Source organism: Salinispora goodfellowii (assembly GCF_059570675.1).
The window spans coordinates 1-19,229 of record NZ_JCANTD010000053.1 but is presented as its reverse complement, the minus strand read 5'-3'; the positions used below and the strand labels follow the sequence as shown (position 1 = coordinate 19,229).

Annotated in this window: 17 protein-coding genes and 3 pseudogenes; 14 read left to right on the top strand and 6 right to left on the bottom strand. The window is 69.5% G+C overall.

Annotated features, from left to right (window positions below):
- Window positions 1-192: hypothetical protein (locus T398_RS25695; RefSeq protein ID WP_496447907.1), on the bottom strand; the 192-nt coding region annotated here is incomplete at its 3' end.
- Between the two features lie 100 nt (window positions 193-292).
- Here T398_RS25695 and T398_RS25690 point away from each other — a divergent pair.
- Together T398_RS25690 and T398_RS25685 are read left to right on the top strand one after the other, a co-directional pair.
- Window positions 293-886 (top strand): annotated as a pseudogene (locus T398_RS25690) (alpha/beta hydrolase); the annotation flags it as partial.
- A 109-nt stretch (window positions 887-995) separates the two neighbouring features.
- Window positions 996-2,558, top strand: coding sequence for a S8 family serine peptidase (locus T398_RS25685; protein ID WP_496450405.1), 1,563 nt, complete (start codon window positions 996-998; stop codon window positions 2,556-2,558).
- Window positions 2,559-2,673: 115 nt separating this feature from the next.
- On the opposite strand, the gene T398_RS25680 is transcribed toward T398_RS25685, so the two are convergent.
- Both T398_RS25680 and T398_RS25675 read right to left on the bottom strand, forming a co-directional pair.
- Window positions 2,674-4,092 carry an MFS transporter gene (locus tag T398_RS25680; protein ID WP_496450404.1) on the bottom strand — a complete coding sequence of 473 codons (1,419 nt, stop codon included), beginning with the start codon at window positions 4,090-4,092 and terminating at the stop codon, window positions 2,674-2,676.
- Between the two features lie 77 nt (window positions 4,093-4,169).
- The gene (locus T398_RS25675; RefSeq protein ID WP_496450403.1) at window positions 4,170-4,778 is read right to left on the bottom strand and encodes an NADPH-dependent FMN reductase; all 609 of its coding nucleotides are present in this window, start codon (window positions 4,776-4,778) and stop codon (window positions 4,170-4,172) included.
- Between the two features lie 75 nt (window positions 4,779-4,853).
- Here T398_RS25675 and T398_RS25670 point away from each other — a divergent pair, with 75 nt between their 5' ends.
- From T398_RS25670 to T398_RS25640, 7 genes are all read left to right on the top strand, one after another.
- The gene (locus T398_RS25670) at window positions 4,854-5,504 is read left to right on the top strand and encodes a TetR/AcrR family transcriptional regulator (protein WP_496450402.1); all 651 of its coding nucleotides are present in this window, start codon (window positions 4,854-4,856) and stop codon (window positions 5,502-5,504) included.
- 47 nt (window positions 5,505-5,551) lie between these two features.
- Complete coding sequence (locus T398_RS25665; protein ID WP_496450406.1) at window positions 5,552-6,373, top strand: aldo/keto reductase; 822 nt, start codon at window positions 5,552-5,554, stop codon at window positions 6,371-6,373.
- A 261-nt stretch (window positions 6,374-6,634) separates the two neighbouring features.
- Complete coding sequence (locus tag T398_RS25660) at window positions 6,635-7,486, top strand: ABC transporter ATP-binding protein (protein WP_496450401.1); 852 nt, start codon at window positions 6,635-6,637, stop codon at window positions 7,484-7,486.
- Window positions 7,483-8,316 (top strand): ABC transporter permease, encoded by an 834-nt coding sequence (locus tag T398_RS25655; RefSeq protein ID WP_496450400.1) that lies wholly within the window; start codon window positions 7,483-7,485, stop codon window positions 8,314-8,316. Before T398_RS25660 ends, T398_RS25655 begins: the two co-directional genes overlap by 4 nt.
- Complete coding sequence (locus T398_RS25650; RefSeq protein ID WP_496450399.1) at window positions 8,274-9,548, top strand: sensor histidine kinase; 1,275 nt, start codon at window positions 8,274-8,276, stop codon at window positions 9,546-9,548. Before T398_RS25655 ends, T398_RS25650 begins: the two co-directional genes overlap by 43 nt.
- The gene (locus T398_RS25645) at window positions 9,545-10,180 is read left to right on the top strand and encodes a response regulator (RefSeq protein ID WP_496450398.1); all 636 of its coding nucleotides are present in this window, start codon (window positions 9,545-9,547) and stop codon (window positions 10,178-10,180) included. The genes T398_RS25650 and T398_RS25645 overlap by 4 nt, the downstream gene beginning before the upstream one ends.
- Window positions 10,181-10,524: 344 nt before the next feature.
- Window positions 10,525-11,781 (top strand): MFS transporter, encoded by a 1,257-nt coding sequence (locus T398_RS25640; protein ID WP_496450397.1) that lies wholly within the window; start codon window positions 10,525-10,527, stop codon window positions 11,779-11,781.
- Between the two features lie 172 nt (window positions 11,782-11,953).
- Here the strand turns inward: T398_RS25640 and T398_RS25635 are convergent, their stop codons facing one another.
- Complete coding sequence (locus T398_RS25635) at window positions 11,954-12,280, bottom strand: thiamine-binding protein (RefSeq protein WP_496450396.1); 327 nt, start codon at window positions 12,278-12,280, stop codon at window positions 11,954-11,956.
- A 198-nt stretch (window positions 12,281-12,478) separates the two neighbouring features.
- Window positions 12,479-13,183, bottom strand: coding sequence for a DUF4386 domain-containing protein (locus T398_RS25630; RefSeq protein WP_496450395.1), 705 nt, complete (start codon window positions 13,181-13,183; stop codon window positions 12,479-12,481).
- Window positions 13,184-13,379: 196 nt separating this feature from the next.
- Between T398_RS25630 and T398_RS25625 the strand changes: the two genes are divergently transcribed.
- The 3 genes and pseudogenes from T398_RS25625 to T398_RS25615 all read left to right on the top strand — a co-directional run.
- Window positions 13,380-16,238: an ATP-binding protein gene (locus T398_RS25625; RefSeq protein WP_496450394.1), complete on the top strand. Its 2,859-nt coding sequence runs from the start codon at window positions 13,380-13,382 to the stop codon at window positions 16,236-16,238.
- A gap of 84 nt (window positions 16,239-16,322) precedes the next feature.
- Window positions 16,323-16,601 (top strand): hypothetical protein, encoded by a 279-nt coding sequence (locus T398_RS25620; protein ID WP_496450393.1) that lies wholly within the window; start codon window positions 16,323-16,325, stop codon window positions 16,599-16,601.
- 129 nt (window positions 16,602-16,730) lie between these two features.
- Window positions 16,731-16,838: pseudogene (locus T398_RS25615) on the top strand (ribbon-helix-helix protein, CopG family); the annotation flags it as partial.
- An 87-nt stretch (window positions 16,839-16,925) separates the two neighbouring features.
- Here the strand turns inward: T398_RS25615 and T398_RS25610 are convergent.
- Window positions 16,926-17,246, bottom strand: a pseudogene (locus T398_RS25610) (SCO2322-related protein); the annotation flags it as partial.
- Window positions 17,247-18,168: 922 nt separating this feature from the next.
- Between T398_RS25610 and T398_RS25605 the strand changes: the two are divergent.
- A complete protein-coding gene (locus tag T398_RS25605; protein ID WP_496450392.1) occupies window positions 18,169-18,633 on the top strand; it encodes a hypothetical protein in 465 nt (154 codons plus the stop codon).
- Between the two features lie 367 nt (window positions 18,634-19,000).
- A partial coding sequence (locus tag T398_RS25600; RefSeq protein ID WP_496450391.1) for a transposase family protein occupies window positions 19,001-19,229 on the top strand: 229 nt, incomplete at its 3' end.

Here is a 19,229-nt window from a genome sequence, read left to right as displayed (position 1 = left end):
GCCCCGCGGATCCCGCGGGTCGTCCACCGCTGCCAACGCGACGAACAAGCTCCGCCGGTCACCATCGGTGACCACGGTCGGGCACGGCAGGTGCGGGGGTCGCTGCGGCAGCACGATCTCGGTCAGTGATGATGACATCAGCGGGTGCGTCCAGTTCTCGATCACGGTTGTCTTCGCAAACACCATGATCACGAACAGGCCGCACCCGTCCTACATGGACCCGGCCCCACCCATTCAGCCGCCAAAAACCCCAGCTCACAGACCCTTCAACCGACTACGCAACCGCCCTGACTGCAACCCGGTCAGCACCTTCGTGGGCCCGCGTGACTGGGAAACGTTTCACATGAACCAACTGGTGCCGTGGATCGAGGCGAACTTCCGCACCTTCGCCGAGTACGACGGACGCGCGGTGGCCGGCTTCTCGATGGGCGGCTTCGGCGCGCTGAAGTACGCCGCCAAGTATTTCGGACATTTCTGCTCTGTCAGTTCCCACTCCGGGCCCGCCAGCCTGCGTCGCGACGGTCACCTCGTCGCGCACTGGGCCAACCTCAGTTCCGCCGCGGTGGAACTGGGTGGCGGCACCATCTATGGCGCGCCGTTCTTCGACCAGGCTCGGGTCACCGCGGACAACCCCATGGAACGCATTCCGAGCTACCACCACAAACGGGTCTTCCTGGTCGCCGGCACCTCACCAAAACCGGTCGACTGGTGGGACGTCATCAATGAGACCCAGGTGCTCGCCGGACAACGCGAGTTCCGCGCCGCTCTCAGCCAGGCCGGTATCCCCCACGATGGACGCGAAGAGCCAGGCGGGCACATCTTCCGGCACCAGATGTTCACGGACGACCTCAACGGCATGCTGGGACGTCTCCGCCGAGCCGGCTGACCCGGACGAGCCCCGACGAGAACCCCCGCGTCCACCACGTCGAACCAGCGAACGAGGTAACCGCTACGAACGGGTGGACGGCCGCCGGCCGTCCACCGGGAGGTAGGAGATGGGTAAGCACCGCAGATCCGTCCTGATCGGTATCGTCGCCCTGGCCATGGTCGCGACCCCGACCGCGGCCCAGGCCCAGGCCCAGGCCGCCGAGCCGACCGGCACGGTCCGCAACGCCGGTGGGGCCACGGCCGTACCGGGAAGCTACCTCGTGGTCTTCAAGGACAGCGAGGTCAGCCGGTCAGCCGTCGGGTCGTCGCTGACCCGACTACGCAGCCGGCACGGTGGCACGGTGGCGCGTACGTACACCACGGCCGTGCGAGGTGGTGAGCTGCGGCTCAACTCCGCGGCGGCGGCCCGGGTCGCCGCCGACCCGGCGGTGGCGTACGTCGAACAGAACCACACCGTGTCGGTCGCCGGCACCCAGCCGGACCCACCGTCCTGGGGTCTGGACCGCATCGACCAGCGGTACCGGCCGCAGGACGGCTCGTACACGTACCCGAACCCGGCCGGTGGCGTGACGGCCTACATCCTCGACACCGGTGTCCGCACGACACACACCGACTTCGGTGGGCGGGCAACCTGGGGTACGAACACGGTGGACAGCAACGACATCGACTGCAACGGTCACGGCACGCACGTCGCCGGCACCGTCGGCGGTGCCGTGCACGGCGTGGCCAAGGCGACCAAACTGGTCGCGGTCAAGGTGCTCGACTGCGACGGCGGGGGTACCACGGCGGCGATGATCGCCGGCGTCGACTGGGTCACCGCGAACGCGGTCAAGCCGGCCGTGGCGAACATGAGCCTCTTGAACCTGCCGAGCAGCGCCCTCGACGGCGCGGTCACCAACTCGATCGACTCCGGCGTGACGTACACGGTGGCGGCGGGCAACTTGGGCGTCGACGCCTGCCTCTTCTCCCCGGCCCGGACCCCGGCGGCGATCACCGTCGGCTGGACCAACAGCACCGACGCCCGGTACATCCTGTCGAACTACGGCAGCTGTTTGGACATTTTTGCGCCGGGCTCGTCGATCACCTCGGCCTGGGCCAGCAGCGACACCTCCACCACCACGATCAGCGGTACGTCGATGGCCGCGCCGCACGTGGCCGGTGCCGCCGCATTGGTGCTCGCCGAGAATCCTTCGTACACCCCGCAGCAGGTTCGGGACACCCTGGTGGACAACGCGACCAGCGGCGTCGTCGGCAACCCGGGCAGCGGTTCGCCGAACCGGCTGCTCTTTGTCGATGACGGCACCCCGCCCCCGCCTCCGCCGTCGGGCTGTACCGGCACCAACGACACCGACGTCGCGATTCCGGATCTGGCGCTGGCCAGCAGCTCGATCACCCTCTCGGACTGCGGCCGGGCCGCTTCGGCCACCTCGACCGTCGCGGTGAACATCCGGCACACCTTCCGCGGCGACGTGGAGATCGACCTGGTCGCTCCGGACGGCTCCGCCTACCGGCTGAAGAACTGGGACTTCCTCGACCGGGTTGACCACATCAACGAGACCTACGCGGTCGACCTGTCCGGCGAGGCCGCGGACGGCACCTGGCTACTGCGGGTAGGCGACGTCTGGATCAACGACATCGGCTACATCAACACCTGGACGCTGAATCTCTGAACCCGACCCACAGCACCCACGCCGGCGATGGACCGCCGGTGTCACCGAGGCCCCTTCCGCATTCCGCGGAAGGGGCCTCGCGGGGAGGCGGCGTTCGGAGGCCTGCGCTCCGCGGCTATCGCTCGGCATCGGGCGTGGCGGCTGAGCGGACGAGCAGACCAGCGATGAGGGCCAGGGCCGCACCCAGGGCGGCGACGCCGAGCAGGGTGATCCGCCAGGCGTCGGTCAGGTGGGCAGCGAGCCGGGCGGCGTCGGGGGTGGCGCCGAGGTTGCCGGCGACGACGCGTCCCGCGAGGTCTGCCGATCCCAGGCTGCCGGCGACGAGGGTGATGAGGACACCGCCGAAGCCAGCGAGGGTTCCCGCGTTGGCGGCGCCGCGTACGGTGTTGAGCATGCCCGCGGCCATGCCCGCGCGTTCGGTGTTGACCTGGTTCACGGCCTGAGCGTCGGTGACGCCCAGGGCCAGACCGACCCCCGCGCCGACGGTCAGTAGCGGCCCGGCCAGGGCGGGCACGTCAACGCCGGGGGTCAGGACGCTGAGCCAGGCGTTTCCGCCCGCGAGGACCAGGAGGGCGACGGTGATGAGCGCCGCGGGGGTGACGCCCCGGTTGACCAGCCCCGCGGCGACCGGTGGTACGAGCATCATCGGCACGGTCGGCAGGAGCATGATCAGGCCGGTCTGGCCGGCGGTGAACCCGGCCGGCGCCTGCAGATAGGTGGGCAGGAAGGCGAGTACGCCGCCGTAGCCGAATGCCGTGATCGACGTGGCGAGCAGCCAGCCCATGAACCGGCGGTGGCGGAGCAGCGTCAGGTCCAACACCGGGTTGGCGGCACGCCGTTGGACGGGTACGAAGGCGGTGAGTGCGACCAGCCCGAGTAGGCCGGCACCGAGCACGACGGGGTCGGTCCAGCCCCGCGCCGGGCCCTGGGAGATGGCGAGCAGGACGCCGGTCAGCGCTGCCACCAGGCTGACCGCGCCGAGCCAGTCGATGCGCGGTCGGACGCCGGCTCGGCTTTCGGGCAGCAGCAGGCTGCCGGCGGCGAGGAGGAGACCGACGACGGCGAAGCAGCCGAAGCTGAGTCGCCACCCCGCCGTCGTGACGATCCATCCGGACACGCTGGGCCCGAGTGCCAGACCGAGGGCGGCGGTCGTGCCGACGGCGGCGAAGACCCGGATGCGGGCCGGGCCGGTGAAGCCGGCAGCCAGGATCCCGCCACCAGCGGCCATGATGCACGCGGCGCCGGCGCCGGTCAGTACCCGGGCCCCCAGCAGGACGCCGATGCCGGGTGCGAGGGCCGCGACGAGGCTGCCAGCGGTGTAGGCCAGCGTACCGATGCGGTAGACGCGGCGCCGTCCGACACCGTCGGCGAGTGAGCCGGCCACGAGCATGAGGGCCGAGGCGGTCAGGAAGTAGCCGGTGACCACCCACTGCGTTGCCGCGCTGCCCGCGTTGACCTCGGCGCTGATCCGTGGAATCGCCACGCTCGCGCCGGACATGGACATCGGCAGGGCGAGGAACCCGGCGAGGATCACCGGCAGGCTGCCGCGGGGGGTGGGTACCGACGGTGCCGCACGCGCGGTCGGTGGCGACACTGCCTCGGGCCGCCGGTTCAGCTGGCCGCGGCGACCGTGCGCAGTGTGGCGAGTGCGCGGCTCCAGGCGACCGTCTCGTCGAGCAGCCCGGCAAGGTCGTCGGCGTGGCGTTCGGCCGGGGCGAACACGCCGGTGGTGGCGGGGTCGGCCGGGTCGAGTCCGGTGTAGTCGAAGTCGGTGAAGGTGCTGACGGCCACCTGGGTGCGCACGTCGGCGAGCTTGAGCTCGGCGGCGATCTGGCGGAGCTGCTCCACCGCCCGCACCCCGCCGTGGACGCCGTAGCTGACGAAGCCCGCGGCCTTGTCGTTCCACTCGTGGAACAGGTAGTCGATCGCGTTTTTCATACCGCCGGGGACGCCGTGGTTGTACTCCGGCGTGACGAAGATGTAGCCGTCGAAGGCGTCGATCGCTGCGGCCCAGCGCTTGGTGTGCTCGTGTTCGTAGGTGTGGTAGAGCGCCGGGGCCGACTCGTCGAGCACGGGAAGGTGGAATTCGGCCAGGTCGACCAGCTCGAACACCGTGTCTGCCGGGCCGCGGGACCGTGCGGTCTGCAGCGTCCAGTCGGCGACGGCCTTGCCACGGCGGTGCCGGCGGGTGCTGCCGAGGATGACGGCGATGCGGGTCATGATGCCTCCGAATCTGTAAAGTACATCAGTTACGTTACATGCTAGGGTGGGTGGCGCAAGCGACGAGAGGACGCCATGACTGAGACGACGAACGGATCGGCCGCCGCCACCGGGCCACGGCTGCGCGGGGACAAACGAGCCGCGATCCTCAGCGGAGCGTTACAGGCGTTCGCCCGCGACGGATTCACCCGCGCCAGCATCGACACGATCGCGAACGAGGCCGGCGTGTCCACCCGAACCATCTACAAGCACTTCACGGACAAGACGACGCTCTTCACCACGGTGATCACCGAGTCCGCGGCCACCGTCGCCGCGCACGAGACCGCGCTGATCGAACTCCACCTCGACGCCGTCGCCTCCCGCGACCAGGTCGAACCGGCGCTTGCGGCCTTCGCCCACGCATGGCTGACCTACACCGGGCAGCCAGACGCGCACCGGGCACTGATCAGGCAGGTCGACACCGAGGCCGACCACCTCAGCGCCGAGGCGGTCACCGCCTGGTGGCAGGCGGGTCCCGCACGCGTTCGCGCCGAACTCGCCGCCCGCCTGCGTCGTTGGGCCGAGGCTGGCCTGCTGCGCGCCGACGACGCCGAGCGGGCCGCCGTACACTTCGCGTTCCTGGTCTCGGCGACACCCGGCCCGCCGGGCACCCCCACCACCATCCGCGGACGGAAAGACTGGATCACCGCGGGCGTGCGGGCCTTCCTGCGCGGGTACCACGCATGACGCCACCGTTGACCGCGGAAGCGTTCGGGCGGCAGGGCTTCGGTGCCATGCGCCTCCGGGACAGCACAGCCGCCGACCCGGACCGCGATCCCGTCGCTGTCATTCACACCGCCCTCGACCATGGGGTACGCATGATCGACACCGCCGATGCGTACGGCAACGAGGAACTTGTCGGCCGCGCCATCCGCTCCCGGCGCGGGCAGGTCACCCTGGCCACCAAGTTCGGCCTCCGGCCCCGCACCGACCTCCCCCGCGGCTTCGAGGTACGAGCCGATCCCGCATACGTTCGGAACGCCTGTGAGGCCAGCCTCCACCGACTGGGCACCGACGTCATCGACCTGTACTACCTGCATCACCGCAGCGACACCGTGCCCATCGAGGAGACCGTCGGCGCCCTGGCCGACCTGGTCGCCCGCGGGCTGGTACGGGCCATCGGACTATCGAACGTCACCGCCGCGGACCTGCACCGCGCCCAGACCGTGCACCCGATCACCGCACTGCAGGAGCGCTGGTCCCTGACCGAGCGGGGCATCGAGGGCAGCCTGCTGGCCGCCGCCACCGAGCACCACATCACCGTCGTGGCGCACTCACCGACGTCCCACGGACTGCTCCACCACCGGCCGGTTGGCGACGACACGCCGCCGCACCACCCCGGCGCGGTCCTGACACATCTCGCCCAACAACTCGGCGCTTCCCCCGGACAGGTCGCGCTGGCGTGGGTCCACCACCGCGAACGCGTCCACGGCCTCACCGTCCTTCCGCTGCCCGGCACCACGCGGGTCAGCCACGCCCGGACGAACCTCGCCGCAGCCGACCTACAGCTACCGGAAGCGGTGCTGCGCCAACTCGACGCCCTACCGATCCCGTAGCTCTGGGCAGGTCCCACCACCGGCCTGCCCAGGTCTGGGACGGCGCCGCAACCGTGCCGCACACCTGCACCGCCGGCTCCGATCACGAATCCCCAGCTGGCCCCGGGCATCACGCCGCACCGCACCGACGCCCACCCATGCCCCGCCCGCACCACGGTGGGCGCACTCCGGCTCGCGCCGAAGGCGTCGACCGATCGGTGGACACCGGGATTCAGTCGGGTGGTCGTCCCCGGCCGGGCGTGGTGGCGAGAGCCTGGACCCATGACCGAATCGCTCGCCGTACGGGTACGGGGCCTGCGCAAACGCTATCGGAACATCCCGGCGGTCGACGGGATCGACCTCGACATCGCCACTGGTGAGATCTTCGCGCTGCTCGGCCCGAACGGTGCCGGCAAGACGACGACGGTGGAGATCCTCGAAGGCTACCGCCGCCGGGATGAGGGCGAGGTGTCCGTCCTGGGCGTTGACCCGCAGCAGGCTCCACGGAACTGGCGGTACGGCATCGGCATCGTTTTGCAGGACGTTGCTGACCTGTCCGAGCTCACCGTTGGTGAGACGGTTCGGCACTTCGCCCGGTACTACCCCGATGCCAGAGATCCTGATCAGGTGATCGAGTCCGTCGGTTTGCGGGAAAAGGTGCGCGCGCGGGTGCGCACGCTCTCCGGCGGTCAGCGGCGTCGGCTCGACGTCGCGGTTGGCGTCATCGGTAACCCGAAGCTGCTGTTCCTGGACGAGCCGACTACCGGCTTCGACCCCCGGGCACGCCGACGGTGCTGGAGCCTGATCCGCTCGCTGGCCGCCGAGCACGGCACCACCGTCCTGCTCACCACGCACTATCTCGACGAGGCCGAGGCGCTCGCCAACCGGGTCGCGGTCGTCGCCGCCGGAAAGATCGTCGCCGAGGGGGACCCGGCGACGCTCGGTGGACGGGCCAGCGCCGAGGCTACCGTCTCCTGGGACGAGGACGGTGTGCGTCGCACCGCGCACACGTCGGACCCCGGTCCGCTCGTCGCCGACCTCACCAGCCGCCACGGCGGCACGGTGCCGGGCCTCACCGTGACCCGGCAGAGCCTCGAGGACGTCTATCTGACTCTCATCGGGAGGGATCGATGACCGCCGTAACAATTGCCGGTGCGCGCCGCGGGCCGTCGGTCGCCTACCTTGGCGTGCACCGCGGCATCATCGAGCTGAAGGCATTCTTCCGGGAGCGCGACGCCGTCGTGTTCACGTTCGCCCTGCCGGCCGTTTTGCTCGCGCTGCTCGGCGCGCTGATAAGTGGGGTGTACGAGGGCAGCAGTATCACCTCGGCGCAGTATCTGGTGCCCAGCATGGTCGCCGCCGGCGTCGCCTCCACCACGTTCGTCAATCTCGGGATCAGTGTCGCCGCCGACCGGGAGGACGGCACGCTGAAGCGGCTACGCGGTGCACCGATGCCCGCCGCGGCCTACTTCCTCGGCAAGGTCATCATGGTGCTCGTCGTGACGGTCGCCGAGGTTGTCGTCCTGTTCGGAATCGGTGTGCTGATGTTCGACGTCACGATGCCGACCGACCCGTCGCGCTGGTTGACCTTCGCCTGGGTGTTCGTGCTCGGGGTCACCGGGTGCACGTTCCTCGGCATCGCGGCGAGCAGCCTTGCCAGCTCGGAGCGCAGCGCCGGCGCCGTGATGAACCTGCCCTACCTGGCGCTGTCGTTGGTCTCCGGCATCTTCTACACGCCAATCAGCGCGTTGCCCGAGCCGCTGCTCACGGTGGGTTCGCTGTTCCCACTGAAGTGGATGGCCCAGGGCTTCCGCTCGGCCTTGCTACCGGACACGATCCTCGCCCAGGAGGTCGTGATGTCGTGGGAGCATGGCAGAACGGCTGTGATCCTGGGGGCGTGGTGCATCGGAGGTCTCCTGCTGTGCCGCACGACGTTTCGCTGGCGGGGACGCAAGGACGGGTGATCCCCGGCACCGGCTCCGCGCTGGGCCCGACCGCGCTGGGTTCAACCAGTCACCCCGGCGACGTGGGTGGCGGATGGTGGACCAGCGACGTGGTGTGGGAGATCTACTACGTCTGCATCGCCGTCGTCACCGCTGCAATCGTCCTGGCGTCCACGAACCGACCGGTCGCGGCACGCGCCGGGGCAGTGGCCATGATCGCCGTGGCACTTGTCTGGTATGCCGCGTGGCGGCGCGCGCTCTCCGGCGGGGGTGGCGCCACCTGGCGCGGCTACGCCTACTTCGCTGGCGCCACCGGGTTGTTCGCCGCCGGTGTGGCGATGGTCAACGGGGTGTCACTGCTACTGGCCATGCTGTGCCCGCAGGCGTACGTCATTCTGCCGCGCCGATGGGCGTTCATCGCGGTGGTGACGGTCAACGTCGGCTACCTGGCGGTGGTCTTCGCCGTTTCGCGTGACCTGGTGGCCCTGTTCGAGGCGCCGCTGTGGGTGGCGATGATGACGGTGGTCGTCTCGGTGGTGTGCGGTACCTGGTTCAGCCACGTCTCGGACCAGAACGACGACCGTGCCGAACTGATCCGCGAACTCGAGGAAAGCCGCGCGGAGGTGGCGCGGCTCAGCCACGAGGACGGTGTGAACGCCGAGCGGCAGCGCCTCGCCGCGGACATCCACGACACCATCGCGCAGGGGCTGTCCAGTGTGCTGATGTTGATGCAGGCGGCCGAGGCCGACCTCGAACAGTCACCCGGGAAGGCGCGGCGGCACCTGGCCCTGGCGATGGACGCCGCTCGCGACAATCTGACCGAGGCGCGGGCGCTGGTCGGCGCGCTCACGCCGGCGGCGCTCGACGACTCCTCGCTGGCGCAGGCGCTGCGCCGGCTCGTTGACCGCTTCCGGTCGGAGACCGGCCTGCACTCGGAGTTCGCCGCCGCCGTCAACGGACCGCCGCTGCCCAAGGCGCTCGAGGTGGTGCTGCTGCGCACGGCGCAGGAGTCGCTCACGAACGTCCGCAAGCATGCCCGGGCCAACGCGGTGGTCGTACGGCTGGAGCACCATGACGGGTCGGTGGTCCTGGAGACGCAGGACGACGGGTGCGGCCGGGCCGCGACGGCGGAATCGGGAGGCTACGGGTTGGCGGCGATGCGCAGTCGCGTCGAGCAGCTGGCCGGCACGGTGACGGTGAGTTCCGAGCCCGGTTCGGGCACCCTGGTCCGGGTCGAGGTGCCGGCCCGGTGATCTCGGTGCTGCTGGTGGACGACCATCCGGTCGTACGGGCCGGTGTCCGCGGCATGCTCGGTGGTGAGCCGGACATCACCGTCGTCGGCGAGGCCGCCTCCGGGGCCGAGGCGATCACGTCGGTGCGGGCCCTGCATCCGGATGTGGTGTTGATGGACCTCCGCATGCCCGGCCTCGACGGTGTTGGCGCCACCGGTCAACTACGCACGGTGGCGCCGGACGCGCGGGTCCTGGTGCTCACGACGTACGAGTCTGACGCGGACGTGCTGCGCGCCGTCGAGGCGGGCGCCACCGGGTATCTCCTCAAGGACTCCTCGCGCGTCGACCTGCTCGGTGCCATCCGGGCGGCCGCGCGGGGCGAGACGGTGCTGTCACCGACGGTTGCGACCCGGCTGCTGAACCGGATGCGGCACCCGAGGCGAGACGCGCTGTCACCCCGGGAGGCCAACGTTCTGCGCCTCGTGGCAGTCGGAATGTCTAATCCAGACATCAGCCGGGCCCTGAACATCGCCGAGGCGACGGTCAAGACGCATCTGCTGCGCGCGTTCGCGAAACTCAGCGTCTCCGACCGCACGGCGGCCGTGACGAAAGCGATGTCGCTGGGGCTCATCCCACCCGAGGCCGGAACCTGACTCTGCTGGAGTGCGCAGCCTCCCTCAGGATGACACCCATGCGGTACAGGCCAGAGCCTTGCTGAGGAACTCCCCGCGCGGTGCTGTTCCCACTGCCGCTGATCGGATCGCGGCGACCGGTCGAGGTGCGGGTCGCACCGGTTCGCGGCGCGAAACATGATGGCGGGTACCAGCCCGTCGCGTCTAAACTCGCGCGTCCGTGCGCTCGCCTCGGGGGAGGTATTGGTCGTTGCATCGAAGCCCGCTGTGGTGGGCGAAGATGCCGATGTGGTCGGTGCCGGAGTCTGGTGAGTGGCGAGTACCTGACGGGGCTACTGGCGATACCTCGGAAAGGGTGACTGGCTTTGCGCGTGTACCGCGAGCTGCTCGGTACGCCGGGTGCTGCCCTCTTCGTGTCCGCCGGGTTCGTCGGCCGGCTGCCCATGTCGATGCGCAGCCTCGGCTGCCTGCTCATGATCTCCATTCAGACGGACTCGTACGGCCTCGCCGGCGTGGTCACCGCGGCGCTCACGCTGGCGCAGGCGGTTGCCGCCCCGGCGTTGGGGCGGGCCGCCGACCAGGTCGGGCAGCGGATCGTCATCGCCGTCTCGGTGCTCGTACACGCCTTCGGGATGGTGGCGCTCGTAGTCCTGGCCAGCCGATCGGCCCCGGCGTGGACGTTGATCGGCTCCGCCGTGCTCGTCGGGGCGTCGGCCCTGCCACTCGGCTCGCTGATCCGGGCCCGGTGGACGGTGCTCGTCGATTCGGCCCGGGTGCCGACGGCGTACGCCCTCGAATCCATCCTCGACGAGGTCATCTACGTGGCCGGTCCGGTGTTGGTCACCGCCCTGGCGGTGGGCTGGTTCCCGGCGGCCGGGCTGCTGTGCGCCCTGGCCCTCACCGTGCTCGGCTCACTTGCGCTCGCCGTCCAGCGGCGCACCGAACCGCCGCGGGCGCCCCAGCAGCGGAGGGCGAGTGCGGTCCGGGCCCGGGGCATGGGGGTCCTGCTCACCATCTATGTCGGTCTCGGGGTGTTTCTCGGTGCGGTCGACGTCGCCGTGGTGTCGTTCAGTTCCGAGCGCGGCGCCACCGGTGCCGCGGGTGTGCTGCTCGCGCTGTTCGCGGTCGGCAGCCTCGCCGCCGGGCTGGTGTACGGGTCGGTGCCGATCGGCCGGATCACGTCCCGGCAACGCCTCGTGGGGTCGGCCGCTGTGCTGTGCGTGGTCGCCGTACCGATGGTGTTCGCGGACACCGTGCCGGTGTTGGCTGCCGGCGTCGCGCTCGCGGGTGTCGCCGTGTCACCGATCCTCATCTCCGGAAGTTCGCTGGCCGCGTCACTGGTGCCCCGCGTCGCGTTGACCGAGGGGTTCGCCTGGCTGTCCAGCGCGGTGGCGGTCGGCTTGGCCGCCGGAGCTGCCGTCGGCGGCCAAGCGGTGGACGCGACCGACAGCGCCGCGGCGTTCCTGCTCGCGGTGGTTGGTGGCTTCATCGCGGCGCTCGCGGCTGTTCTCGGGTGCCGTCGCCTCCGGCCCCGGTCAGCTCCGATCCCCGGCACCGGCCCGGTCGTGGCCGCTACCGTATCCACTTCGTGCTTCGTCCGGCGTCGCAGCGATGGGGGGTGATCGCCGCAACCGCCGAAAGGCCGGACTGACCGTCCTGGCCGTCGACCAGGATTTCGACCTCACCGCCACGCTCACCGGCCAGCCGATCGAAACCCTGCCCGGTTGAGCCCCACCCGCAGAAGATCAAGCCAGTATCCGCACGACCCGGCCCGACTGCGGAACCACCACGAGATCAAGCTGATGACTTTTCTTCGTGACCAGATGCGAGGTATCGGTCGACGGCTTCCATTCTGGCCGTTATAGCGGCCGATTTATATTGGTGATAGTCCATTTTAATGACTGTGCTGACCCGCGGCGACCGCAATGCCACCGCATCGACTGCGTCCTTGACCACCTTGAACACCTGATCCCAGGTCTCGCCCTCGACCAGGGTAAACATCGCATCGGTGTGGTTCGGTAGACCCGACGCGCGGACCACGCGTACGGCTTCAGCCACAAGTTCACCGATGTCTTCGCCGACGCTGAGTGGAGTGATCGAGAACGCGACCAGAACGGGCATAGCTGCATCCTCCAAGATCTGGCGAAGCTGGCCTGCTCAGCCTATCTGCAGGGAGCCGGTGGGGAAGCCGAAGTGCAGACTGAAACCAGTATTACCGGGGTGGGTCCGCGCTGGATTATCCACCGGGTATCCTCGGACGCTGGCTGGGCCGAATCGCATACGGCCAACCTTCGTTCATGCTCGAGTTGAGCTACGTCGTTATGCTGTTCTCACCTCGTCGCTCTCCTTCGCGCCAGCGAAAGGGGCGAGAGCAGGGCCCGTGGACCGTAGGCCCTTGATGAGGAGCCAGCCACCCGCGGTGATTTCGAAGGTGAGCATCGGCAGCCACAGCAGGATGCCGGCACCCTCGGCGGTGACGGCGCCGGCGGCGCTTTGCACGGGGACGCTGGCGGCGAGCAGCAGCGATGCGAGCAGGCCGAGGCTGGCCAGCGGTCGGGGGATCGCGCGGGACCGCAGCAGTAGGTAGGCGAACACGGCACTGCCGACGGCGAAGAAGCAGGCCCCGACGTTCGTGCTCCACGCAGCGATGTCGACCGTCGCCGCGCCCAGCTCCCGGGCAGTGTCCGTTTGTTGCCGGCTGAGTGACAGGAGCAGCATGGCACCGAGGATCTGTACCGCGTAGAGTCCCGACTCCACCGCCCGGCAGGCCAGGGCGAAAGCGGCCAGGGACGGGTCCTGTCGCCGGGTGACGGCGTGCAGCATGGCGGCCAGGCCCAGCGTGCCAACGCCGGCGACGACCAGCAGCACGATGCTGAGCCGTAGCCCGGACGGGCTTGTGGCGATGTCGTCGAGCCGTTCCGCGATCCCGTCGGCGCCGCTGCCGGCAGCCGAACTAGCCAGGACGACCGTGATGACCAGTAGGAAGAGGGCACCGGCGAGGCGGGCGGCGGACCGTTCGGACATCGTTCCTCCAGCAGGATCGTGGCAACCCCGGTCGGGCTGCGGTGGGTTCGAGTGGCGGGATGGACGCGCTTTCCGGGCATCGGCGACCTGCGTCCCGCGATCGAGGTGGACCGATCGTGCCGGGCAGGCGTTGTGCGGGCGTTGCGAAAATGTTGAGCTGCTGGTCGGGGGCGGGGGATCGAACGCGGGAGTGGCTATGGCAGGGCCGGCGGTACGCATACGGTTGCTCGGTGGAGTCGAGGTGGTGGACGGGAACGGCGCGGCCGTCGACATTGGGGCGGGTAAGTGCCGTGCGCTGCTGGCGGCCCTGGCGTTGCAGCCCGGCGTGGCGGTGCCGGACTGGCGGCTGATCGACCTGCTGTGGGGCGAGCGACCACCCCGGACAGCCGTCCGAACCCTGCAGTCCTACATCGCTCGGCTACGGGGCGGCCTGGGCGCCACGAGGATTGTGCGCTCGGGTGCCGCGTACCGTCTCGATGTGCCCGCCGATGCGGTCGACGTGATCCGGTTCGGCCGGCGGGTCGAGGCCGGCGACCTCGCCGGGGCGCTCGCCGAGTGGACCGGCGATCCGCTGGCCGGGGTGCCGGTGCCCGGCCTGGCCGCGGCCGTGGACGGCCTGGTCGAGCGGTGGCTCGGCGCGGTCGAGGCCGATCTCGCCGCCCGGGTGGACGCGGACCCGGCAGCGACCGTGGGGCCGTTGACCGAGCTGAGCGCGCGGTATCCGTTCCGGGAGGGCATCTGGGCGCTGCTGATGACGGCGCTCTACCGGGTGGGCCGGCAGGCCGACGCGCTGGCCGCGTACCGCACTGCCCGTCAGCGGCTGATCGAGCAACTGGGTGTGGAGCCCGGGCCGCGACTGCGCCGCCTGGAGTTGGCGATTCTCGGCCAGGACCACCGCATCAGCGGCGAGCGGCGGTCCGAGCCGGTTGGCCGGCTGCCCCGGCGCGCCGTACGACTGCTCGGCCGCGACGGTGACCTCGACCGCATCGGCCGGGCGTTGGCTGAGAGCCCGGTGGTCACCCTGGTCGGGCCGGGCGGCATCGGCAAGACCGCGCTCGCCGTCGCGGCCGCCCAACGGGCCCGGCTGGAGCACGGCGCCTGGCTGGTGGACCTGACCGAGATCACGACCGGCCAGGACGTTCCCCAGGCCGTCGCCGCGGCGGTACGCGTCGAGGAGGGCCCAGGCCGGTCACTGAGTGAGTCCATTGTGTTGGCGTTGAGTTCCCTCCGGGCGCTGCTGGTGCTCGACAACTGCGAACACGTCGTGGACGGCGCGGCCCGCCTGGCCCAGGCCGTCGCCGACGGCTGCCCGCAGGTGCGGGTGCTGGCCACCGCCCGGGAGCCACTCGGCCTCAACCATGGTCACGAACGGCTGGTCGCCGTGCCACCCTTGCCCGCGGCCGGGGCCGGCGCCGACCTGTTCGCCGAACGGGCGAACGCGCTGACCGCCGCTGGCACGACGGATGCCGCACGGGAGGTGATCGAGGAGATCTGCCGCTGTCTCGACGGGCTTCCCCTCGCCATCGAGCTGGCCGCCGCCCAAACCGTCAGTCACACCCCGCAGGAGATCCGCGAGCGTCTCGACGATCAGCTCGGGCTGTTGGTCGGCGGGCGGCGGACCGGGGCGGACCGGCACCGCACCATGCGCGCCACAATCCAATGGTCCTACCGGCTGCTCACCGTGGCCGAACAGGACCTGCTGCAACGGCTGTCGGTGTGCACCGGCCCGGTCGACCGGGCCGGAGCCGCGGCCGTTGCCGCCGGCAGCGGTCTGGATGTCAACGATGTGCTGCACCGCCTCGTGCAGCGCTCGATGCTTTCCGCCGAACCCGGCCCGTTCGGCCAGCGGTTCCGGTTGCTGGAACCGGTCCGCCAGTTCGCCGCCGAACACCTCACCGCAGGACCGGCGGCCGCACCAGCGCAGGCCGCGCACACCAGTTACGTGCGGGAACGGGTGACCTCGCTGCACGATCAGCTCACCGGACCGGCGGAAGTCCAGGGGGTCGCCCGGCTGGACGAGCTGTGGCCCAACCTGCGCGCAGCGGTTGACCGGGCTTTTGCCGGCGGCGACCACCGCCTCGTCCATGACCTGTTCCGGCCGATCTGCACCGAGGCCGCCCGGCGGCACCGGCACGAGATCGGGCAGTGGGCGCAACGTCTCCTCGAACAGGCACCGGCCGAGGACCGGACGCTGGTCGAGGACCGGATGCTGGCCGAGGACCGGCCACGGGTCGTGGCCGGCCTGATCGCCGCCGCGTCCCGTTATCACGTCCGTCAGGACCCGGCCGGGTTCGACACCCTGGTCCGGCAGCACTGCGAACCGGACGACCCGGTAGCCCGGCACCTGCGGGCCAACGTCCACGACGACTACGCCGCGCAGATCCACACGGCGCCCCCGGCACTGGCCGAGTTGCGCCGGCTCGGCGCCGACGATCTCGCCGCGCAGGTCGAGGTCGACCTCGGCGTAGCGTTGGTCTTTCAGGGACAGTACGCACGCGGAGAAGCCCAGCTCACCCAGCTCGTCGACCGGTTCCGCAGCCACGGCCCGCCGACCTTGTTGCACTGGACGCTGATGCTGCTCGGCTTCTCCGCCGCCTTCCAGGGTCGACGGGCTGCGGCCGACCAGTTGTTCGACCAGGCGATCGACGTTCCGCTGCCGGCACGCACCCACTCGCCGAACCAGTCGGTGCGTGCCCGGGCGCTGTTCCGCCGCGGCGACCGCAGAGCCGCCTATCAGCTACTCCGCGCCCACGTCGAAGAACTGCTCGATATCGACAACATGCACGCTGCCTGCGTGGTCATGGTCAGCTTCGTCACGATGATGACGGCAGTGGCACGCCTCGCCGACGGCGCCCGGATCCTGACCTTCCTCGACTCCACCGGCGTGCTCGACAACGCCGCCTGGGCGGCCATGGTCGCTGACGCCCGGGACAAACTCGCCGCCGCCCCCGTACCGATGGGAGCCACGATCGTAAGTCAGCGGCAAGCCCTCGCCATGATCGGCGACACTCTTGACGACCTTCTTGTCGAAAAGACCAGCCCGGCCAGTTGCTGAGGGTTGCTGCTCTTGCGCTGCTTGCCAGCCGAAGAATCCAGCCACGTCGGCCAAGCGGCGTAATACGACGTGTTACGGAGGGCCGTGGCGGAACGCGAGTACGTGCGGACCGACGAGAGCCTGGACAATGCCCGCCGTAACGGCGTCAGCCTGGAGGAGGTAACCGAAGCGCTGTACGCCCCGCCGGGCCTACGCTACGAGCGCACCTCGGGGACCTGCTGCTCATCATCACCGGCCTTGCCGCCAGCGGTCGAGTCATCGCCACTATGCGACCGCACCGGGGCCACCCATACCTACAAAATCATCGATGCCCGTGCCCTACGTGGCGCTGACCTCGACGAGTGGAGGAGCCGAGTCCGGTGACCGAACCGGACTTTGACCGGATGATCAAAGACGAGGTCATCGCCTGGTTCCAGACCGCCGACAGCCTGGCGCCGACTATCAGGTCCATGACCCCCAGCGCCAACGACCAACACCAAACCCGAGACGCCCATGATGCTGGTCAGCCCCCGGCTGCCCGTCCCGCTCGTCGAGCAACTCGACCGCCTCACCGAGCAGACCGCGACCCGCCGATCCGACCTCATCCGCGACGCCCTGACCAGATACGTCGCCGCCCACACCGGACGACGCCAGGACAGTTCCGGGCACCCGGGGTGCGCCACTGGTCACGCCAGCGGCGCGGGTGAATCAGGGGGCGGGGATGCTCGGCGGCTCGCTGGCACCGTAGGACCAACCCTCGACGCTGCCCGGGGCCGGGTCGTAGTTGAGCACGCCCTTGTCGCTGTACTCCCAGTCACCGCCGCTGGATGCGTGCCAGTACGACCAGTACCCGCTGGCCTGCGGGGTGTCGATGCAGGGCTCGGCGTCCGGGGTGGGCAGGCCGCCGAGTCGGCAGACGAAGGCAAGTCCCCAGCGGGCGGTGCCCTCGACGGCGAAGCCGGCGTCCTGGATGGCGGTCAGCCCGGTGTCCGGGTCGCCGGGGGCGCAGGCGACCTCGACTGGCCCGCCGGGCACCCCCGATCGGCCGCCGCCGCGCTCCTGGCTCGCCGAGGTCGACCGCTGGCGGGCTGCCCTTGCTGAGTCCGCACCCCGGTGCTGCTAACTCGCCGGCCGCTCTCCGAGCTTCGACACCACGGCCCGCTGCAGCACAGCGGTCGTGCTCGCCACCGTCCCGGCTGGTCCGTCGGCGGTGTGCGCCACGAGGTAGCTGCGTTGGCCGAGATAGTTATACGTGTGTTTATCGAAATCTACTCTCGTCGCGTCGGCTTCTTTGGTCCGCGCGACGGCTACCCCCGTTGGCCAGCCGCGTCGGTGACCCCCGTAGACCACCTCACCCCCGGGGCCTTGTCGCAGCCCGACAGGGCGCGGCGCTCGTCCGCGGCGAGACCGGTGGCTGGTGCATGACGTCGCCGATCGCGGTGAAGGCCGCATCCTCGCGCATCGTCGGCATCGCCGGCACCTGGGGAGCGGCGGGCTTGGCCATCGAGAGCGCACCCTCGGTGCGGCATCCACCCGTTCAACAAGATGGGCGTGGCCGGCGACTCCAGGTCATGCGGGGGGGGGCGAAGCGCGTCCGAACCTCAAGGGAAGGCTGGCCATCCCCAAAGTCAGTAGCTTCGAGGAACTGCACACCGTAGGGGTGCCCCGAAAAGTTACCCTTTACCCGTATTAATCAATGAAAGGGATAATGGTGTCACCGCCGGTGTCGCGCCAGTTATGCTGTAGGTGGCGAAGATTCTGGTTTGCGTTAGCCTCAGCCGGGTGCTGGTTGTCGCCATAGGGAAGGCTGGCGTTGCTTCCGGGGCGCGTCCAAAAACGGAGATGAATGTCGCCCCCCTTGAGATGCGGGCTGATCGTGTGAAACGATGTCGACACTAACTACGACGGGGGTCGAGTGGGCCGGAGCCGCCCCCGATTGGGGGAAGTTCACGTGAAGAGTGTGACCAGATCGCCGGGTCGTACGATGCTAGCGGTCATTGCGGCTTTCGCTGTCGCCCTGGGTTTCCCGGGCATTGCCCAAGCCGATGTCACTGCCCAGCAAAATCAGGATGACGCCAGCATCCAGTCACTTGACGTGTGGACGGAGTACTGGGAAGGCGCCAACCTGATCGGCATCGGTAAATTCAATTCCGACCCGGTCGACTCGAAGCCGGGGGATTCGATCCAGGCGTGCGACTATTACCCCGACGGCTGGCGGGTTGAGGTTCGGGTGGACATCAATCCTACCGGAACCTGGGAGACTGATCGGGTTGCTACGACCCACGGCCATAAATCCCCCTACTGTAGCCCGTGGGCTTCCGAAGACTTGGCGGAGGAGACTCCGGTATTGGTGAAGGTCTGTAAGGTTCTGGATGCCGAGGAGCATTGCGAGGATCCTGTCCTTGGCCGGGCGTAGAAGGCCCACTGAAGGTATTTCCTTCACCTGGTAGCGCCTACTGCGGTGACCTTCGCTCCTTGGGTCACCGCAGTATTGGCCTGCGTCGTTCAGATTAGGGAAGAGTTCTTCCCGCCCCGTTGCCGCGTCATTTTGTGGCGAAATACTAGGGTGTAGCACCGGGAGGACTTCCCAATAGGGTTCGAGTCGGTTCGCGCCGAGCGCTGTCGATGTGACGTGGAGTGACGACGGGGATGTGATCAAGTCGGGTGTGTCGCTGGTGGAAACGGCGGTCGGCTTCGTCTAGATCATCCGGGTTGTGTGGACTCAAATGATCGACGGCCGACCGCCGCGCTGTCAGCGTATGACCGGGCTGGATTCCGATCAAGTGCAGTGGTTGTACGAGCACGTGGACGCCCTGTTGGACTGGGATCTCCCGATGGGGCGGCCGCGGGCGTTGCCGCTGTACACGGCGTTGGTGCTGGTGCTGTTCGGGCTGCGGCACAACCTGGCGCCGGACGTGCTGGGTGAGGTGTTCGGGTGCGGCTCCTCGACGGTGGAGCGTTATCAGGAGGAGTTGGAACCGCTGGTGGACGACGTGTTGACTGCGCTGTACG

Coding starts and splice junctions, on each gene's coding strand:
- T398_RS25685 (WP_496450405.1), top strand. CDS start 996: ATGGGTAAGCACCGCAGATCCGTCCTGATCGGTATCGTCGCCCTGGCC.
- T398_RS25675 (WP_496450403.1), bottom strand. CDS start 4,778: ATGACCCGCATCGCCGTCATCCTCGGCAGCACCCGCCGGCACCGCCGT.
- T398_RS25670 (WP_496450402.1), top strand. CDS start 4,854: ATGACTGAGACGACGAACGGATCGGCCGCCGCCACCGGGCCACGGCTG.
- T398_RS25665 (WP_496450406.1), top strand. CDS start 5,552: ATGCGCCTCCGGGACAGCACAGCCGCCGACCCGGACCGCGATCCCGTC.
- T398_RS25660 (WP_496450401.1), top strand. CDS start 6,635: ATGACCGAATCGCTCGCCGTACGGGTACGGGGCCTGCGCAAACGCTAT.
- T398_RS25655 (WP_496450400.1), top strand. CDS start 7,483: ATGACCGCCGTAACAATTGCCGGTGCGCGCCGCGGGCCGTCGGTCGCC.
- T398_RS25635 (WP_496450396.1), bottom strand. CDS start 12,280: ATGCCCGTTCTGGTCGCGTTCTCGATCACTCCACTCAGCGTCGGCGAA.
- T398_RS25630 (WP_496450395.1), bottom strand. CDS start 13,183: ATGTCCGAACGGTCCGCCGCCCGCCTCGCCGGTGCCCTCTTCCTACTG.
- T398_RS25625 (WP_496450394.1), top strand. CDS start 13,380: ATGGCAGGGCCGGCGGTACGCATACGGTTGCTCGGTGGAGTCGAGGTG.